The sequence below is a fragment of the Mycobacterium neumannii genome (genome assembly GCF_002245615.1).
GTDB lineage: Bacteria > Actinomycetota > Actinomycetes > Mycobacteriales > Mycobacteriaceae > Mycobacterium > Mycobacterium neumannii_A.
In genome coordinates this window covers 16,129-33,458 of the sequence record NZ_NKCO01000001.1, presented here as the reverse complement: position 1 = coordinate 33,458, position 17,330 = coordinate 16,129, and the positions used below count along the sequence as shown (strand labels likewise).

The following is a 17,330-nucleotide window of genomic DNA, read 5'->3' as shown; positions in this document are numbered from 1 at the left end:
CCAGGATCGAATGGTGCCATCGTGATGTCGTGCCTGCCGTTCCGCGGGCGGTTCGGCTCCTAGCGAAGGTGGTGCATCGGCAATGTCTCTACAGGATGAACCGGTGCCGGGCCCATCGGCGGTGCTCGGCCGGGAAACCCCTTCTCGGGGTGTCCCGTGGGAGCCCCTGCAACCGGCCACGGACATCGATGATGTGGTGCGCAATCTCGATCAGATCATCGGTTGGGCGGTCCGGCAGAAGAGCACCATCGGCTACTTCGCGGTGTTGTACAAGCGGTCGACCGTCGCCATTCGCGCCGCCCTCGACGAGGGCCTGTTCTACGACCGCCCGCTGATGGAGCAGTTCGATGCCGTGTTCGCGAAGCGCTACTTCGATGCGTTGAACGCCTACTTCTGCCCTGACGATTACGACGGGTTGACCCTTCCCTGGGAGGTGACATTCCTCCGTCAGGAGTTCGGACAGTCGACGATGCTGCAGCACATGGTGGCCGGACTGAACGCCCACATCAACTTCGATTTAGGCCTGGCCACCGCGGAGATGGTGCCGAACTCGATGGAAGCGTTCGAGCACGATTTCCAGCTCATCAACGCGCTGGTGTCCACGCAGATTCGTGGCATGCTTCGCGTCACCGAAGGGCTTTCACCCGCGGTGCGATGGATCCGCCGAGCCATACCGAACGAGATAGGGTTCGTCAGCAGGATATTGATCAAGTTCCGGAGATCGGGCTGGTTGTTCGCGATCTACCTGTCAATGAATCCCGACAAGGCGCGCGAAAAGGAAGTGAACCAGATGGCCTGGGCCGCAGCGCTCAGCGCCTGGTACCTCGATCCGCCCAGGTATTTCCAACTCATACCCCGCATCATCGCGGCCATCGCCACGCGCGAGAACCGAGATATCGCCGCCCACCTGGAGGCGCTGGACAAAGCGGCGATCGAACCCGACCCGCTGGACGAGCGCTACTTGGACCGTCGATACCGGACCAGGTCCCTTATCCGAAAAGGCGCAGCAGCCCGGCCAGTCCGCGGCTGAGCGGTCCCGCCGACGCAAGGCCCCCTTCTGTGTTGACGTTCACGGGTGGTCGGCCCAGCTTCCACAACACCCGGTCCGCCGCGCGTGCCGCTCCGAATATTCGCGGCTCCTGCAACGGCCAGACCGTGCACCGCGGCGCCGCCGAACCGATGGCGTCGAGAATCCCGTTGACCGCACGCCGCGCGGCCTCGTTCGCGCCTTCCATGGTGGCCAGATCCGTGAAGGTACGAACGAAGTCGGAGGCGAGAAAGAAGTTGGGAATCCGGGTGGCGGCCTCGGGACGGTTGGCCCACGAGCCGGCCGTGTTGATCAACAGCGGCTCCAGGTTGGTCGCCGGCGTCGGGTTCGGGAAGACGATGGCCGGATCGAGGAACCAGGTGAGCACATTCTGCTCGTCGAGGGATCCGTCATCGATGTGTGCGACCATTTGGGCCCACACCTCAGCACGTATCTCCTCCGGCGTGCACTCGGTTGCCACCTTCCCGTAAACCCTTCCCGGGCGCTGCCATTCGGAGATGTCGACCGAGAGGATGCCCTCCACACGGCCGTCCCCGCGCCGCTCGAGGTCGATGTCGGGCCAGAACTGCTTCTGGGAGATCGCGGTCAACGACCATTCGGAGTCGATGAATATGGCGTGGCCCGGTTCCAGCGGTACGTCACGGTCCAGGTAGAACATGATGCCGTTCATCCAGCGGGTGACCAGTTGCGGCAGCCTGCCGAGAATCGGGTCGGCCGCGCGCAGTTCTGGGGACACCAGCTTTTCGAGCTGTTCTTTGGGGATGGCGGAGACGTAATAGTCGGCAACGACGGGCTCCGCACCGGCTGTGGATTCGACGGTCACGCCGGTAACCCGGACTCCATCGCACTTGATCGCGGTGACCTTGGAGTCGATTCGCAGATCGGCGCCGAGATCGCGCAGATGCGCCGTCCAGGGGTCGATCCAGACCTCACTCGTCGGGCCGTCGAGCACGCGAGACATGCGGCCGTCAGCACGCACGATGTCGAACAGCAGCTGACACAGGATCAAACCTCCTGTGCGCGCGGATAACTCGCGTGCACGTGCCGCAACGAGCGTGCGCGTCATTCCGTCGGCGAGGAATTTCTGGAAGGCCGGGGACCGCTGCTCGGCGCCGACGAATTTCCACCAGCTCGTCTTCTCCCACTGGTCGTACCGGCGTTCGTCACATGAACTCATCAGTGTCAGCAGGCGTTCGAGGAACATGCCGAGTTCAGGCGGACTGATGCCGAGGCTGCTGCCGGCTTTGCGGATGAATGCGGCCGTGGCGGCGAAGTCGTCGAAAGACGACGGCTGCTCAGCGATGCCGACGAGCTCGGGGCGCCCGTCTGCCTGGGCCAAGAGTATCCGCGTCGTCGGCACGAGATGGTCGACGACGGTCTTCGATCCGTATGGGATGCGTGCCATCGTGTCGGGAATGTGCTTGTAGAAGCCGGGAAAGAACCGGAATCCGTGCTCGCCGGGCAGGTCGAGCCGGCCACCGGTACCCGATCCCCACACCGGGATCGAGCGTGCTTTTCCGCCGAACGCGTCGGGTCGGCCCTCGTAGACGGTGACCTCGAAGCCGCGCTCGGCGAGCTCGTGTGCTGCGGTGAGACCTGCGACCCCACCGCCCAGCACCGCGACGGACGTCATGCGAGTATCTGTTCAGCACGCGCGACTTCAGGCCACCGTGCATCGCCGGCAAAGCGGCACACGGCGTCAGCCAATTCCGGCCGGACGGCTTGGCCGTCGATATCGAAGGTGTCGAGCAGGCAGCGCATTTCGAACAAGGGCGCGGCCTGACTGTGGGCGAGGTCGAGTGCGGCGGCCAGGGTGTCCCGGCGGGCTTGCAGGTCGGTCAGGGTGTGCGCGCGCACCCTGATCAACTCGGCGTCATTGAAGCGCATACCGGTGTCCTTTGCGTGGTGAAGCGACATGTCCAACCGCTCGCGCGCCTGGTCGTGTCTTCCGGCAGCGCACAACAGGCGGCCGATGACTCCGTCGTGGTAGGTGAGGTAGACGTTGAGCTGCATCATTCGCGAACCGTCGACGAACCGCGCGATTTTCTGCGCCCGCACTGTCAGCGTCTCGGGGTCGGCGCCGGCTCCGAGCGCGGCCAACCCTTTGACGGTGTTGTGCTGCGCCGCGGCGACCATGCGCCACAAATCGAGGCCGGATTCTTCTGTGAAGCGGCGCATCTCGACGGCGAGGACGGCGGCGTCCCCCAGTTGGCCGGCCTCCATTGCAACCCACACCTGCGTGAAATACGTGTGCGCACGATTGAATGCGTTCAGCGGGAATCCCAGGCTCTCGCAATGGCGTACCGACTCGGCCAGCTTCGCCCTGGCCCGATCGAGTTCGCCGTCGAGCACGTCCGTCATCGCCAGATACGTGAGCGCTCCGGAGATCGGATCGGTGTTGCCCCACCACGCGGTGTCCGGATCGCGGGGCTGGACGGCGGTGAGACTGTCGAGTGCCTGCTGCAGGTGCCCGCGCGCGGTCATGAAGTCACCCTCCAGCCAAGTGACAGAACCCAATGACGACTGGATCGCCGCGTGACTCCAGGGTCGATCCCGGGTGATCCGGCCGCCCATCGAGTCCAGCAGCGCGTGTGCCCGCCGCAGATCGGCGCGAGGAACGTAGTAGCTCAGCAGGGCGGTCAGTGTCGCGTAGAGTTCGTCGTCGTAGCCGCCGGAGGCGGTCATCTGCAGACACTGCTCGAAATCCGCGGGGCCCTCGCCGCTCATGCTGCCGTGTGCAGCCCCGATCAGGAACCCCCGTTCCAGCCGGATCGCGATCTCCGTCCCGTCGCGCCGGGGCCCCGGTTCGCAGCGGGCAAGCCGATCGAGCGCGTTGGTCAGGTATCCGTATGCCTCCATCGCGGCGCCGCGACGTCGGGCGTCGACGCAGGCTTTTCGATAGGCGGCGACCGCGTCGTCGAACCGCTCCGCTATGTCGTAATGGCGTGCCACCACACGCCAGTCAGGTTCGGCTCCGTCCGCGCCGTGCACCAGGGCGTGCGCGACGCGCGCATGCAGTTCCCGTTGCAAGCTGGGTGGTGCAAGTTCGAGGGCAAGCTCGCGCAACAATTCGTGGCGGAACTGCCAACGGTCGTCGCGGGTCGGCTCGAAAACTCGAGCCTGCACCAGTTGGTCCACGACGGGATCGATTTCGGCTTCGCTCGTACTTACCGAACGTAGTAGTGCGAGATCACCGCTGCGCCCGATAACGGCCGCCGCCTCGACCACGGGCACCACGTCCCTACGAGTGTGCAGGCGGGCCAACAGCGGTTCATAGAGCGCGTCGGGCACCTGCTCGTCTCGCCCCGACCCGTTCAGCCCCGCTACGACATGTTCGATGTAAAACGGTATCCCATCGCAGCGGCGGCGCACCGCGGCCCGTTGCGCGTCGCTCACGGTGGGATTCAGGGTGTCGATCAGCGTGTCGGACTCTTCTTCGGAGAACGCCCTGAGCTCGAAATAGGTTATCGGCCAATCGATTTCTAGCCATGATCCATCGCGTCCCGTCAGCACGACCATCAGCTGCCCCTCCGCTGAGCTGAGTATCGAGTTGAGCAATTCAATCGTCGATGGGTCGAACCAGTGCACGTCCTCGGCGATGACGAGACCGGCGCGCCCGCCCAGGCACGCCGACACGTAGCGGTGCGCCGCCGCGCCGATCGACTCGTACAGTGTGCGGCCTTCCGCTGCGGCCGGGTGGTAGCCGTGTTCGGACCCCACACCCAGGATCGGCGCCAGCAGCGGCACAGTCGATGCTGGATCCAGTGCGCGAGCTTCCAGTTCTGCCTCGAGCAGGCGGAGCCGCTCCGCGCCGTCGGTGAATCTCGTGATTCCGCAACGACGTTCCAACAGCCTGCGCACGGGATAAAGGCCGGTGTCGGTATGCAGAGGCGAACCGGAGAGCTCGACGACGGCTCCTCCCGTGTCCTCGACGAGCTCGGCAGCGGCTTGCGCCAGCCTGGTCTTACCGATGCCTGGCTCACCGTGGAACGCCACACCAGACCGGGTCGACCGCCCTTGTCGAGTCTCCTGCCACGCCTGCTGCAGCCACGCACGTTCTTGCTCGCGGCCGACCAGCGGCACCGGTCGCAATGAGGGCGCTTGTGACCGTTCTGCGAGCACTCGGTGAAAGGAGACCGGTTCCTCCACGCCTTTCACGCGGGCCGGTGAACATGCGGCGAGTTCGAATGCGTTATGGACCAGGGCGGCAACCGCATCCGATACCGCCACCGATCCCGGCTCGGCCAACGACTGAATTCGTTGCACCAAGTTGGCGGCGAACCCGTACACGTCGTCCTCGGCGGGATCGAGGTAGATCACCCCCCGATGGACGCCGACGCGCACGTTCAGCGCCAGGCCGAACCTGCGCTGTGCCCGCTCGCCGAGCCGGCTGACCGCCCGCGTGATGTCCAGTCCCGCGGTGACCGCACGCAATGCGTCGTCCTCATGCGCCTTGGGATGACCGAACATCACCAACAGGCCGTCGCCCTTGGTCGAGCTGATGTGGCCCTCGTAGTGGTTGACTAACCGGACCACTTCCTCGCGGTAGCGACCCACCAAGGCGCGGTACGTCTCCGGCTCGACGCGGGTAGACAACACCGTCGAGTCGACCAGGTCGACGAACATCAAGGTCAGTCGACGTATTTCACCGGGGCTCGTCGACGCTGCGAGAAGGTCTTCGGCATCAGGGTTACCCCGATCGACCGACAGCACCTGCCCGGCCAGGGCGGAGGCCGTCGCGCGGTCACCGCGGTTGATGGCGCGCACGGCCCGATAGAGCAACTCGTCGATCGACAGACCGCTCTCGCCAGGGCCCACCGGCTCCTCCTGCCCCAGAACGGGTCAAGAGTATCGCGCCGGGACCCCCTTACCGGGATAAACGACGAGCTTGGCGGTTCGCCGGGCCTCGGCCGATCCGCTGTCCGTCGGTGCTGGCCACCGAGTAGCAGATCGCCGTCGAGATCACCGTCGGCAGCACCAGCGTGAGCACCAGCACGCAGATGACGATCATGGGGTTCGGCGCCGTGAGCCAGGCCTCGGGGATGCGGGCCAGGCTGACCGCGAGCCAGGACCCGATGATCGCGAGCACCACGGTGCCGATGGTGGCGAACTTGATCGACCGAAGCTCGAGGAGCGTCGGTTCGGCGGTGTCAGCCAACGACTTCCGCAACGTCCGGGTGCGCAGGTACACCAGCACGAAGTCGGCGATGACGAATGCCGCGGCCGCGACAACGATGGTGCCCTCGACCCACACCGCGGGCCGGTGCCCCCACATGAAGCGCAGGTAGTCGATCGAGGTCTCGGACACGATCAGCGTCGCCGTCATCGCGGCCGCGAAAGTCAGCCAACCGCCGAGCTCGGCAAGGAAGCAGTAAGCGCGCACGTCGGCGGGGTCCTGGTCGCTCACCTTGTTGACGGCGTGGCTGGCCAGCATCCAGCCGAGCCCGCCGAACAACGCTGCCGCTCCCGCGGCCAGCATCCCGGTCGACACCGCACCCTGAGTCCAGGCGATCGCGCAGGTGGCCCGGCGCGCTCCGTCGGGCACCTGTGTTCCGGTGATCAAGCTGAACAGGAAGCTGTCGAGCATCAGGACTAGGACGGCCGAGGAGAAGAGCGCAAGGGTGTGCACGCCTTCGCGGCTGTTCTTATCGAACAGCAGGGCGATCGCGGTGATCAGGAAGCCGCCGAGGACCCCGGCCAGTTGGGAGTTCGAGGACGCGGACGACAGCACGCTCCATTGGTCGGACGTGCAGAACTCGTCCGGGTTCACGGAGCGCTGGGCCTACAGCTAGACCCGGTCGTCGCGGGGCGCGCTCTGGGTGGTCTCGTCGGTACCCGGTTGGCTGACGGCAGCGAACACGTCGGTGTCCGCGCGGTCGTCCTCACCGGCGCGGTGCAGGTGCGGGGTCTGGTCGGCCTTGCGGTCGACGAGCCAGCGGCCGAGGGCCACCCCGGCGAGCGCCATCAGGAACACCAGCAGCGCGGTGAACGCCGCGAAGGTGGTGAGCTCGTTGACGAGCGCCTCGACGTAGAGCCCCTTGTAGAACAGCGAGATGAACCAAGCCACCGCGCCGCTGACGATCCCGGCGAACAGGCCGGCCAGCAGCCAGATCATTGCCAGGTCTCCGCGGCGGTCCGGGTCCGGGTTGGCGCGGGCGTCGGCGCGGCCGTCGACGAACCCCCAGATGAACACCGCGACGGCGAACAGAACGACCAGGACGACGCTGATCAATCCGGCCTTGGTTTCCCACGCGTTGATCAGCGCGCCCTGCAGCAATCGCACGATCACCATCAGGGTCGCGAACACCAGTCCGCGCAGCAACCACTTACTCATGGGGCCTCACCTTAGCGAGTAGCGTCATCGACCGTGACTATTTCACAGCGCCGGGACCGGCTGCGCGAGCGGCTGGCCAAATCCGAAATCGATGCCATGTTGGTATCGGACCTGGTCAACGTGCGCTATCTGAGCGGGTTCACCGGCTCCAACGCCGCGCTGCTGATCAAGACGGACGACGAAACGCCGGTGTTGGCAACCGACGGGCGCTATCGCACGCAGGCAGGGCAGCAGGCGCCCGACGCCGAGATCGTCATCGAGCGGGCGTGCGGACCGCATCTGGCGGGTCGTGCCGCCGCCGACGGCGTGCGCCGGCTCGGCTTCGAGAGTCATGTAGTGACCGTCGATGCCTTTTCAGTTCTCGAGAAGGCCGCCGGCGAGCGGACCGAACTGGTGCGCGCGGCCGGGACCGTCGAAGCGCTGCGCGAAGTCAAGGACGCCGGCGAGGTCGCGTTGCTGCGGCTGGCGTGCGAGGCCGCCGACGCGGCACTGCGGGATCTGGTCGACCGGGGTGGGCTGCGGGCCGGGCGCAGCGAGAAGGAGGTCGCCCGCGAACTGGAATGGCTGATGCTCGAGCACGGCGCCGACGGACCGTCGTTCGAGACGATCGTGGCGGCCGGACCGAACTCGGCGATTCCGCATCACCGGCCCACCGATGCCGTGCTGGCGGCCGGCGATTTCGTCAAGATCGATTTCGGTGCCTTGGTGAGCGGCTACCACTCGGACATGACCAGGACCTTCGTGCTCGCGCCGATCGCAGACTGGCAATACGAGATCTACGCGTTGGTCTCGGCCGCTCAGAAGGCGGGCCGGGAGGCGCTGGCGCCCGGAGTCGCGTGCAAGGACGTCGACGCTGCATCGCGGCAGGTCATCGCCGACGCCGGCTACGTCGAGAACTTCACCCACGGCCTCGGCCACGGCGTGGGGCTGCAGATCCACGAAGCGCCAGGAATCAGCGGGGCGTCCGTCGGTACACTGCTTGCTGGCTCCGCGGTGACCGTGGAGCCCGGTGTCTATCTGCCCGACCGTGGCGGTGTCCGCATCGAGGACACGCTCGTCGTCGGCGACGGCGCTTCGGAGCCGGGTAGCCGGCGACATCAGACCGTGGAGCCGGGTAGCCGGCGACATCAGACAGCAGACTTGCTCACCCGGTTCCCCAAGGAACTGGCCATCCTCTGACAAGGAGTACTACCAACGTGGCAACGACGGCCGACTTCAAGAACGGGCTCGTCCTGGTGATCGATGGCCAACTCTGGCAGATCATCGAGTTCCAGCACGTCAAACCGGGCAAAGGACCGGCCTTCGTGCGCACCAAGCTCAAGAACGTCGTCTCGGGCAAGACCGTGGACAAGACCTACAACGCCGGGGTGAAGGTCGAGACCGCGACGGTCGACCGGCGCGACGCGACCTACCTGTACCGCGACGGTTCGGATTTCGTGTTCATGGATTCCGAGGACTACGAGCAGCATCCGCTGCCCGAGTCCCTCGTCGGCCGCGCCGCTGGGTTCCTGCTGGAGAGCATGCCGGTGCAGATCGCCTTCCACGACGGCAATCCGCTCTACCTCGAGTTGCCCGTGACTGTCGAACTCGAGGTGACCCACACCGAGCCGGGCCTGCAGGGTGACCGCTCCAGCGCGGGCACCAAACCCGCGACTGTCGAGACCGGTGCCGAGATCCAGGTGCCGCTGTTCATCAACACCGGCGACAAGCTGAAGATCGATTCGCGCGACGGCAGCTACCTGGGTCGGGTGAATGCCTGACCGGAAGGGCGATCGGGGCAGGCATCAGGCACGCAAGCGCGCCGTCGACCTGCTCTTCGAAGCCGAAGCCCGCGGGCTCACCTCAGCCGAGGTGGCCGATGCGCGAAATGCGTTGGCCGAGAACCAGTCCGACGTATCGCCGCTCAACCCCTACACGGTGACGGTGGCCCGTGGTGTGACGGAGCAGGCCGCACACATCGACGATCTGATCGCCTCCCACCTGCAGGGCTGGACGCTCGAGAGGCTGCCCGCCGTCGATCGCGCGATCCTGCGGGTTGCGGTATGGGAACTGCTGCACGCCGAGGACGTCCCCGAACCGGTGGCCGTCGACGAGGCGGTCGAACTCGCCAAACAGTTATCCACCGACGACTCACCGGGTTTCGTCAACGGAGTGCTGGGTCAGGTGATGCTCGTGACGCCACAGATTCGTGCCGCCGCTGCGGCCGTGCGGGGTGAGGGGAGCGGGGGATAGGCGATGCCCGCACCGCAGGACTGGGCGCCGTACTCCAGCGTCGACGAAGCGGCCAGGGTGTATCTACGCGATCCCGAACTCGCGCTCGACCAACTGCGGTCGGTGGTGGACCTGCCGATCATCAAGTCGTTCATCATGTCGCGCGGCTACATCGACGAGCCGTGGGGCGAGGAGGACCAATCCCTTTGGCAGGAGGTCGTCCTCACCGACGGGCACCGGCTGATCATGTGGCGCGCCGACGACGAGATGTCGTCGACCGACCGCGACCGTCGCGTGCTCAACGCCTCCGTGCGCACGATCCTGTTGTCGACGATCACCGATCACGTGCTGACTACCGAGTACGAGGTGCTCGACGACGGCACCCGGCGCCTGTCGGAGGTCAGGTTGCGGATGTACACCCAACTGATCACCCGCGCACGGCAGAAGTCGGCCACCGAATCCGACGTCTACTGCGAGTCGTTCCGCTACTACAAGTCCGTCGACAACGGCGGGCTCGCTCAGATGCAGCGGCTGCTGCAGTTCGGGCGCGTCCTCTCGCGCAGCATGCAGTAGCGCGTGGAGTTCAGTTGCCCACCATGGCCGGATAGTCCGGCAGCTCGATCGAATCGGCCGTCGTGAACCACAGCCGCGCGGCCACCGGTCGAAACGGCCAGCGCTGCATCCACTTCATCACCGCCGCGTTGACCGCGATGTCGGACTCCTTCATCGGTGCGTACCGGTCGATCGTGTTGTTCAACTTCTGGCAGGTGTCGACGTAGGGGCGCATCCGCGACTCGTACCGCGCCAGCGCCTCGGCGATACCGTCGGCCTCGACCGAATCCGCCGGGCCCAGTTCACCCGCGAGAAGATAGGCGCCGACAAGGGCGAGGCTCGTACCCATGCCCGACAGCGGCGATGCGCAGTATCCGGCATCTCCGACGAGGGTGACGCGTCCCGTCGACCATGACGGCATGTGGATCTGGGCGAAGGAATCGAAGTAGAAGTCGTCGGCTTGGTCGGCGGCGGCCAGCAGCGCATCGCACTCCCACCCGGCGCCTGCGAACCGCTCGGCGAGGATCCGGCGCTGTTGGTCGGGGTCGTGCCGGTCGTACTCAATCGGCTCGGATCGAAAAGCCAGGCCGGCCTTGGCGATTGCGGGATCGTGGGAGGGCCGCATCGAGGCGTTCAGGCCGCCGGGAGCCTGGTAGAGCAGGTACCAGCCGTCGAGTCCGACGCTGTCGGGCGCGGAGAACCAGGCGTTGTATCCGCCGATCGGCTTGACGAACTGTTCCTCGGGGCCGAAGGCCAGGCGGCGCACCGCCGAATGCGGACCGTCGGCGCCGACGACGAGGTCGGCGTGCAGCACGGTGCCGTCGGCCAGCGTCGCCTCGACTCCCGCGTCGACTTCGCGAAGGTCCGAGATCCGCTGTCCGAAACGGTATTCGACGGAGTCGCGAGTGGCCTGGTACAGCACGTCGACCAGATCGCCGCGCAGGATCTCCAACTTCGACACCAGACCGTTGCCGTCGAACGCGGTCACCGGCATCTCGGCACGTCTGCTGCCGTCGGAACGCACCCAGGCCGCACCGCGCTGTTCGAGTGCGCGGGCCCGCATCTGGTCGATCAGCCCCATCCGCTCGACGACGTCGCCGCCGGCGCCGCGCAGATCGACCGTCTGGCCGCCGGGCCGCACGCCCGGTGCGATCTCCACGACGACAACGCGATATCCGTTGCGCGTCAACCAGAACGCCAACGACGGCCCGGCGATCCCGGCGCCACTGATCAGGACTGTCGGCTGGGTCATGCCGCCAGACTAAACGCTCAGATGTCGAGTGCCTGGTAGGTCCGGCGGACGAATTTCGGCTGAGCGCTCTGCAGCTTGGCCAGCGAGGTGTTGCCCGCGATCGCGGCCATGTCGACGTTGAGATCGGGCAGGTTCTGGACCAGGTAGATCAGGATCAGATCCGCGGACGGGTCGGCCTGCCACCATGTGCCGTACGCACCGGGCCAGCTGAACGTGCCCAGCCCGCCGGGCCCGAACAGCGGACGGGATTTCGCCGGATCGGTCACCACCGACAGGTTCAGCCCGAACCCGCGGCCCACCCAGAACGGGGCGCCGAGGAAGTCCTGGCGCTTCTGCTCGTCGGTCAGGCGGTCGGTGCGCATGAGCCGCACGGACTCCTCTGACAGCACCCGGACACCGTCCAGCGTCCCGCCGGCCAACAGCATCTGCGCAAAGCGCAAGTAGTCATCGACCGTCGACCACAATCCGGCACCGCCGGTGCAGAACGGCGGATCGGTGATCGGTGCGGGCCCCATCACGTCGTGCTGCAGGGTGTTGTTCTGGTCGAGCTTGTACATCGTCGCGGCGCGGTGTCGTCGCGACGTGCCCACCGAGAACCCGGTGTCGGGCATCTGTAAGGGCTCAAAGATCCGTTCGCGCAAGATGTCGGCCAACGGTTTGTTCTCGATTCGCGATATCGCGATCCCGAGCACGTCGGTGGCGTGGCTGTAGGTGAGCCGGTCGCCGGGCTGGTGCGCCAGCGGTAGGGCGGCCAGCTCGGCCAGCCAGCGGTCCTGATCCTGGCGGAACGACATCCGGCCGTAGGCGCGGCTCAACGGACCCAACACCGAGAAGGCATAGGCCAGGCCGCTGCGGTGGGTCATCAGGTCGTCGAACGTGATGAGACGCCGGGCAGGCGTGGTCTTGTCGAGCTCACCCCGCGGGTCGACGAGCACCTGCATGTCGGCGAGTTCGGGTACCCACGTGGCGATCGGGTCGGTGAGCGCGAAGCGGCCCTCCTCGAGAAGGCTCATCGCGGCCGCGACCGTCACCGGCTTGGTCATCGAGGCGATGCGGAAGATCGTGTCGCGCTGCATCGGCAGCCCGGCGTCGACGTCGCGGTGCCCCAATTCGTTGACCTGAACGACCTCACCGGCGTGCCACACGAGGGTCACCGCCCCGGCGAGGAGCCCGGCGTCGATCGCCTCGCGGATGGACGCGTGGTTGCCGTCGAGTTTCATCGCGGCAAGCCTACTGACACGGTGGTGTGGGCAGCCCCCTTCGTGGCGCGAACCGACCACCGTCGCCCGGGTGCTAAGCTTCCCCGCAGTTTCGACGTCCTTTAAGGAGCCGTCCAGAGAGGCGGAGAAGGAGGTCAGAGTCGCTTGGGCGCGCATGAAGGCTCGTCGGGCACCGACCGGGAGCTGATGTCCGCAGCGGACGTCGGCCGCACCATTTCCCGTATCGCCCATCAGATCATCGAGAAGACCGCACTCGACGGTTCCCCCGATGACGCCACGGCTCCCCGCGTCGTCCTGCTCGGCATCCCGACCCGCGGCGTGACGTTGGCCACCCGGCTCGCCGAGAAAATCAAGGAGTTCTCCGGCGTTGTCGTGCCGCACGGCGCGCTCGACAACACGCTGTACCGCGACGACCTCGACTTCAAGCCGCCCCGCGCTCTGGAGGAGACCTCGATACCCGAGGGCGGTGTCGATCAGTCGCTCGTCATCCTCGTCGACGACGTGCTCTACACCGGCCGCTCGGTGCGCGCGGCCCTGGACGCGCTGCGTGACATCGGCAGACCGAAGGCGGTGCAGCTGGCGGTCCTCGTCGACCGCGGCCACCGGGAGCTGCCGCTGCGCGCGGACTACGTGGGCAAGAACGTGCCCACGTCCCGAAGCGAGAACGTCAAGGTCCGGTTGGCCGAAGACGATGGCCACGACCGTGTGTCTATCGCGCCGTACGGAGGTCCGATCAGGTGAAACATCTGCTCTCGGCGGCGGATCTGTCGCGCGACGACGCGCTGGCGATCCTCGACAACGCCGACCGTTTCAGCCAGGCCCTGCTCGGCCGCGAGGTCAAGAAGCTGCCCACCCTGCGCGGGCGCACGATCATCACGATGTTCTACGAGAACTCGACCCGCACCCGGGTCTCCTTCGAGGTCGCCGGTAAGTGGATGAGCGCAGATGTGATCAACGTCAGCGCCTCGGGATCGTCGGTGTCCAAGGGGGAGTCGCTGCGCGACACCGCGTTGACGCTGCGTGCCGCCGGAGCCGACGCGCTGATCCTGCGCCACCCCGCCTCGGGAGCGCCGCAGCAACTCGCGGAGTGGACGGCCACCGAGGACGGGCACGGTCCTGCGGTCATCAACGCCGGCGATGGCACCCACGAGCACCCCACCCAGGCGCTGCTCGACGCGTTGACCATCCGCCAGCGCCTCGGCGACATCGAGGGCAAGCGGGTGGTCATCGTCGGCGATGTCCTGCACAGCCGGGTGGCCCGCTCGAATGTGCTTCTGCTGCACACCCTCGGCGCGGAGGTGGTGTTGGTCGCGCCGCCGACGTTGCTGCCGGTCGGTGTCGCCGGCTGGCCGGTGACCGTCTCGCACGACCTCGACGCCGAACTACCGCTGGCCGACGCGGTGCTGATGTTGAGGGTGCAGGCTGAGCGCATGAACGGCGGATTCTTCCCGTCAGCCAGGGAGTACTCGGTGCTCTACGGCTTGTCCGAGAAGCGCCAGGCGCTGCTTTCGGGTAACGCAGTGGTGCTGCACCCGGGCCCGATGGTCCGCGGTATGGAGATCGCCTTCTCCGTCGCGGACTCGTCGCAATCGGCTGTGCTGCAGCAGGTTTCCAACGGTGTGCATATCCGGATGGCGGTGCTGTTCCACTTGTTGGTGGGTGCCGAGAAAGAGGCGATCAGCGTATGAGCGTGCTGATCCGAGGGGTCCGGCTCTACGGCGAGGGCGACCGCGTCGACGTGTTGGTGGACGATGGGCAGATCGCCGACATCGGCGCGGACCTGGCGAAGTCCGGCGGCCTCGACAAGGCCTCCGAGGTCATCGACGCCACCGATCAGGTGCTGCTCCCTGGCTTCGTCGACCTGCACACCCACCTGCGCGAGCCCGGCCGCGAGTACGCCGAGGACATCGAAACCGGCTCGGCCGCAGCCGCTCTGGGCGGGTACACCGCAGTGTTCGCCATGGCCAACACCACCCCCGTCGCCGACAGCCCCGTGGTGACCGACCATGTCTGGCAGCGAGGTCAGCAGGTGGGCCTGGTCGACGTGCACCCCGTCGGCGCGGTCACCGTCGGCCTGGCGGGCGCCCAGCTCACCGAGATGGGGATGATGGCAGGCGGTGCCGCGCAGGTGCGGATGTTCTCCGACGACGGCATCTGCGTGCACGATCCGCTGATCATGCGCCGCGCGCTCGAATACGCCACCGGGCTCGGCGTGCTGATCGCCCAGCACGCCGAGGAGCCCCGGCTCACGGTCGGCGCCGTTGCCCACGAAGGTCCCAACGCCGCGCGGCTGGGCCTTGCCGGGTGGCCGCGCGCGGCCGAGGAGTCGATCGTCGCGCGCGATGCGCTGCTGGCACGCGATGCCGGTGCGCGGGTCCACATCTGCCATGCGTCCACCTCGGGCACGGTCGAGATCGTGCGATGGGCGAAATCACAGGGGATCTCGATCACAGCGGAGGTGACCCCACACCACCTGCTGCTCGACGACGAACGGCTGGCCACCTACGACGGGCGCTACCGGGTCAACCCGCCGCTGCGTGAGGCCTCGGACGCGCGGGCGCTGCGCCAGGCGCTGGCGGACGGGATCATCGACTGTGTGGCCACCGATCACGCCCCGCACGCCGAGCACGAGAAGTGCTGCGAGTTCTCCGTCGCCCGCCCCGGCATGCTCGGATTGCAGACCGCGCTGTCGGTGGTGGTCGAGACGATGGTGCGCCCGGGGCTGCTGAGCTGGCGGGACGTCGCGCGGGTGATGAGCGAGCGGCCCGCCGAAATCGTCGGGCTGCCCGATCAGGGAAGGCCACTGGAGATCGGCGAGCCGGCCAACCTGACGGTGGTCGACCCGGACGCGACGTGGACGGTCGAGGGTTCCGCGCTGGCCAGCCGCTCGGCCAACACCCCCTATGAGGCGCTCGAACTGCCCGGGGCAGTGACGCTGACGTTGTTGCGCGGCAAGGTGACTGCGCGCGATGGGAAGTGTCCGGCATGAATACCGCCACGCTCGTCGGATCGCTGATCATGGCCGCCGTCGTGGCCGTGCTCATCGCGGTGCTGATCCAGGCGATGATCCGGGGATGGCGCCGCCGCGCCGAGCGTCAGGCCGAACTGATCGGCACACTGCCCGCGCTTCCCGACACGGTCGGGCCCGCGATCGTGTCCGCCACCAAGGGCCTGTACGTCGGCAGCACGCTGGCCCCCCACTGGAACGACCGAATCGTGGTCGGCGACCTGGGCTTCCGCGCCAAGGCCGTGCTGACCCGCTACCCCGAAGGAATCATGTTGCAGCGCAGCGGCGCCCTGCCGATCTGGATCCCCGACGAGGCGATCACCGAAATCCGCACCGAGCGGGGGATTGCGGGCAAGGCGATGACGCACGAAGGCATTCTGGCGATCCGGTGGCGACTGCCGTCGGGCACCGAAATCGATACGGGGTTCCGCGCCAACGACCGCCGCGAGTACTCGCACTGGGTGGAACAGGAGGCGGTGTGAGAGGAACCGACAAGGCGGCGATGAGCGCTCGTCGCGAAGAGCAGAAGGCACTGTTGGTGCTCGAGGACGGCCGCGTCTTCACGGGTACGACATTCGGCGCGGTCGGGCAGGCGCTCGGCGAGGCGGTGTTCTCCACCGGAATGTCGGGCTATCAGGAGACGCTCACCGATCCGAGTTACCACGGTCAGATCGTGGTCGCGACGGCACCGCAGATCGGCAACACCGGATGGAACCACGAGGACGCCGAGAGCCGTGGCGACAAGATCTGGGTGGCCGGCTACGCGGTGCGCGATCCCTCGCCGCGGGCCTCGAACTGGCGGGCCACCGGCACGCTCGACGAGGAACTCGAACGCCAGGGCATCGTCGGCATCGCAGGCATCGACACGCGCGCGGTGGTGCGCCACTTGCGCAGTCGGGGCTCGATGCGGGCCGGGTTGTTCTCCGGACCGGCGCTGGCCGACCCCGACGAACTGCTCGAGCGGGTGCGCAGTCAGCCCGGCATGCTCGGCGCGAACCTGGCGGGCGAGGTCAGCACCGACGCCACCTATGTGGTGGAACCCGAAGGGCCGCAACGGTTCACGGTGGCCGCGATCGACCTCGGCATCAAGACGAACACCCCCCGCAATTTCGCCAGGCGCGGTATCCGCAGCCACGTGCTGCCCGCGTCGACGACCTATGAGCAGATCGCCGACCTGAAACCCGACGGTGTGTTCTTGTCCAACGGCCCCGGCGACCCCGCCACCGCCGACCACATCGTGGCCGTCACCCGGGAGGTGCTCGGCGCGGGCATTCCGCTGTTCGGCATCTGTTTCGGCAATCAGATCCTGGGCCGTGCGCTGGGACGCTCGACGTACAAGATGGTGTTCGGCCACCGCGGGATCAACGTGCCGGTGATCGATCACCAGACCGGCACGGTCGCGATCACCGCGCAGAACCACGGTTTCGCCCTCGAGGGCGAGGCGGGGGAGCGCTTCGACACCCCGTTCGGCGAGGCGATCGTCAGCCACACGTGCGCCAACGACGGCGTCGTGGAGGGCATCAAACTCGTCAGCGGGCTGGCCTTTTCGGTGCAGTACCACCCGGAGGCCGCCGCGGGACCGCACGATGCGAACTACCTGTTCGACCAGTTCGTCGACCTGATGGCAGGGGAGAATAAGTGACGTCGTCCGCGGTGAGCGACCGCTGTTGTACAAATTTGCGCGGCGTGTCGTGCGCAAACACGGT

Annotated in this window: 16 protein-coding genes; 10 read left to right on the top strand and 6 right to left on the bottom strand. The window is 66.9% G+C overall.

The features are described 5' to 3' along the window. Positions 1-82: 82 nt before the first annotated feature. Positions 83-1,030, top strand: a complete 948-nt coding sequence (locus CEX88_RS00145) for a DUF5995 family protein (protein ID WP_126315867.1) — start codon at positions 83-85, stop codon at positions 1,028-1,030. Here CEX88_RS00145 and CEX88_RS00140 read toward each other — a convergent pair. Genes CEX88_RS00140 through CEX88_RS00125 form a run of 4 tightly spaced genes read right to left on the bottom strand, consistent with a single transcriptional unit; the run spans position 990 to position 7,382 of the window. Then, positions 990-2,681 carry a hydroxysqualene dehydroxylase gene (locus CEX88_RS00140; RefSeq protein ID WP_066841302.1) on the bottom strand — a complete coding sequence of 564 codons (1,692 nt, stop codon included), beginning with the start codon at positions 2,679-2,681 and terminating at the stop codon, positions 990-992. The genes CEX88_RS00145 and CEX88_RS00140 overlap by 41 nt on opposite strands. After that, the gene (locus tag CEX88_RS00135; protein ID WP_094291983.1) at positions 2,678-5,866 is read right to left on the bottom strand and encodes an adenylate/guanylate cyclase domain-containing protein; all 3,189 of its coding nucleotides are present in this window, start codon (positions 5,864-5,866) and stop codon (positions 2,678-2,680) included. Before CEX88_RS00135 ends, CEX88_RS00140 begins: the two co-directional genes overlap by 4 nt. A 49-nt stretch (positions 5,867-5,915) precedes the next feature. Then, on the bottom strand, positions 5,916-6,818 hold the full coding sequence (locus CEX88_RS00130; RefSeq protein WP_066841300.1) for a hypothetical protein: 903 nt from the start codon (positions 6,816-6,818) through the stop codon (positions 5,916-5,918). A gap of 18 nt (positions 6,819-6,836) precedes the next feature. Beyond that, entirely contained in the window at positions 6,837-7,382 is a 546-nt protein-coding gene (locus tag CEX88_RS00125; protein WP_094291982.1) for a B-4DMT family transporter, read from the bottom strand. 33 nt (positions 7,383-7,415) lie between these two features. Between CEX88_RS00125 and CEX88_RS00120 the strand changes: the two genes are divergently transcribed. From CEX88_RS00120 to CEX88_RS00105, 4 genes are read left to right on the top strand one after another with little or no spacing between them, the layout of a single operon-like run. After that, a complete protein-coding gene (locus CEX88_RS00120) occupies positions 7,416-8,561 on the top strand; it encodes a M24 family metallopeptidase (protein WP_094291981.1) in 1,146 nt (381 codons plus the stop codon). A gap of 17 nt (positions 8,562-8,578) precedes the next feature. Further along, positions 8,579-9,142, top strand: coding sequence for an elongation factor P (gene efp, locus CEX88_RS00115; RefSeq protein WP_064395435.1), 564 nt, complete (start codon positions 8,579-8,581; stop codon positions 9,140-9,142). Beyond that, positions 9,135-9,614, top strand: a complete 480-nt coding sequence (nusB, locus tag CEX88_RS00110; RefSeq protein ID WP_094291980.1) for a transcription antitermination factor NusB — start codon at positions 9,135-9,137, stop codon at positions 9,612-9,614. The genes efp and nusB overlap by 8 nt, the downstream gene beginning before the upstream one ends. Before the next feature lie 3 nt (positions 9,615-9,617). Then, the gene (locus CEX88_RS00105) at positions 9,618-10,166 is read left to right on the top strand and encodes a hypothetical protein (protein ID WP_094291979.1); all 549 of its coding nucleotides are present in this window, start codon (positions 9,618-9,620) and stop codon (positions 10,164-10,166) included. A gap of 10 nt (positions 10,167-10,176) precedes the next feature. On the opposite strand, the gene CEX88_RS00100 is transcribed toward CEX88_RS00105, so the two are convergent. Beyond that, on the bottom strand, positions 10,177-11,397 hold the full coding sequence (locus CEX88_RS00100; RefSeq protein ID WP_094291978.1) for an FAD-dependent monooxygenase: 1,221 nt from the start codon (positions 11,395-11,397) through the stop codon (positions 10,177-10,179). 17 nt (positions 11,398-11,414) lie between these two features. Next, the gene (locus CEX88_RS00095; RefSeq protein ID WP_066841294.1) at positions 11,415-12,617 is read right to left on the bottom strand and encodes a serine hydrolase domain-containing protein; all 1,203 of its coding nucleotides are present in this window, start codon (positions 12,615-12,617) and stop codon (positions 11,415-11,417) included. 144 nt (positions 12,618-12,761) lie between these two features. Here CEX88_RS00095 and pyrR point away from each other — a divergent pair, with 144 nt between their 5' ends. From pyrR to carA, 5 genes are read left to right on the top strand one after another with little or no spacing between them, the layout of a single operon-like run. Continuing rightward, positions 12,762-13,358, top strand: coding sequence for a bifunctional pyr operon transcriptional regulator/uracil phosphoribosyltransferase PyrR (gene pyrR / locus CEX88_RS00090; protein ID WP_064417116.1), 597 nt, complete (start codon positions 12,762-12,764; stop codon positions 13,356-13,358). Beyond that, entirely contained in the window at positions 13,355-14,305 is a 951-nt protein-coding gene (locus CEX88_RS00085) for an aspartate carbamoyltransferase catalytic subunit (RefSeq protein ID WP_064395441.1), read from the top strand. Before pyrR ends, CEX88_RS00085 begins: the two co-directional genes overlap by 4 nt. Next, a complete protein-coding gene (locus CEX88_RS00080; protein WP_094291977.1) occupies positions 14,302-15,606 on the top strand; it encodes a dihydroorotase in 1,305 nt (434 codons plus the stop codon). The genes CEX88_RS00085 and CEX88_RS00080 overlap by 4 nt, the downstream gene beginning before the upstream one ends. Further along, positions 15,603-16,106 (top strand): PH-like domain-containing protein, encoded by a 504-nt coding sequence (locus CEX88_RS00075; protein WP_064417172.1) that lies wholly within the window; start codon positions 15,603-15,605, stop codon positions 16,104-16,106. Before CEX88_RS00080 ends, CEX88_RS00075 begins: the two co-directional genes overlap by 4 nt. Positions 16,107-16,126: 20 nt before the next feature. Then, positions 16,127-17,266 (top strand): glutamine-hydrolyzing carbamoyl-phosphate synthase small subunit, encoded by a 1,140-nt coding sequence (gene carA / locus CEX88_RS00070; protein WP_094291976.1) that lies wholly within the window; start codon positions 16,127-16,129, stop codon positions 17,264-17,266. The last annotated feature ends 64 nt before the right edge of the window (positions 17,267-17,330 follow it).

Excerpts from the sequence above, each read along its gene's own strand:
- CEX88_RS00105 (WP_094291979.1), top strand. The coding sequence starts at position 9,618 with ATGCCCGCACCGCAGGACTGGGCGCCGTACTCCAGCGTCGACGAAGCG.
- CEX88_RS00095 (WP_066841294.1), bottom strand. The coding sequence starts at position 12,617 with ATGAAACTCGACGGCAACCACGCGTCCATCCGCGAGGCGATCGACGCC.
- CEX88_RS00080 (WP_094291977.1), top strand. The coding sequence starts at position 14,302 with ATGAGCGTGCTGATCCGAGGGGTCCGGCTCTACGGCGAGGGCGACCGC.
- CEX88_RS00140 (WP_066841302.1), bottom strand. The coding sequence starts at position 2,681 with ATGACGTCCGTCGCGGTGCTGGGCGGTGGGGTCGCAGGTCTCACCGCA.
- CEX88_RS00100 (WP_094291978.1), bottom strand. The coding sequence starts at position 11,397 with ATGACCCAGCCGACAGTCCTGATCAGTGGCGCCGGGATCGCCGGGCCG.
- carA (WP_094291976.1), top strand. The coding sequence starts at position 16,127 with ATGAGCGCTCGTCGCGAAGAGCAGAAGGCACTGTTGGTGCTCGAGGAC.
- CEX88_RS00075 (WP_064417172.1), top strand. The coding sequence starts at position 15,603 with ATGAATACCGCCACGCTCGTCGGATCGCTGATCATGGCCGCCGTCGTG.
- CEX88_RS00125 (WP_094291982.1), bottom strand. The coding sequence starts at position 7,382 with ATGAGTAAGTGGTTGCTGCGCGGACTGGTGTTCGCGACCCTGATGGTG.
- CEX88_RS00145 (WP_126315867.1), top strand. The coding sequence starts at position 83 with ATGTCTCTACAGGATGAACCGGTGCCGGGCCCATCGGCGGTGCTCGGC.
- nusB (WP_094291980.1), top strand. The coding sequence starts at position 9,135 with ATGCCTGACCGGAAGGGCGATCGGGGCAGGCATCAGGCACGCAAGCGC.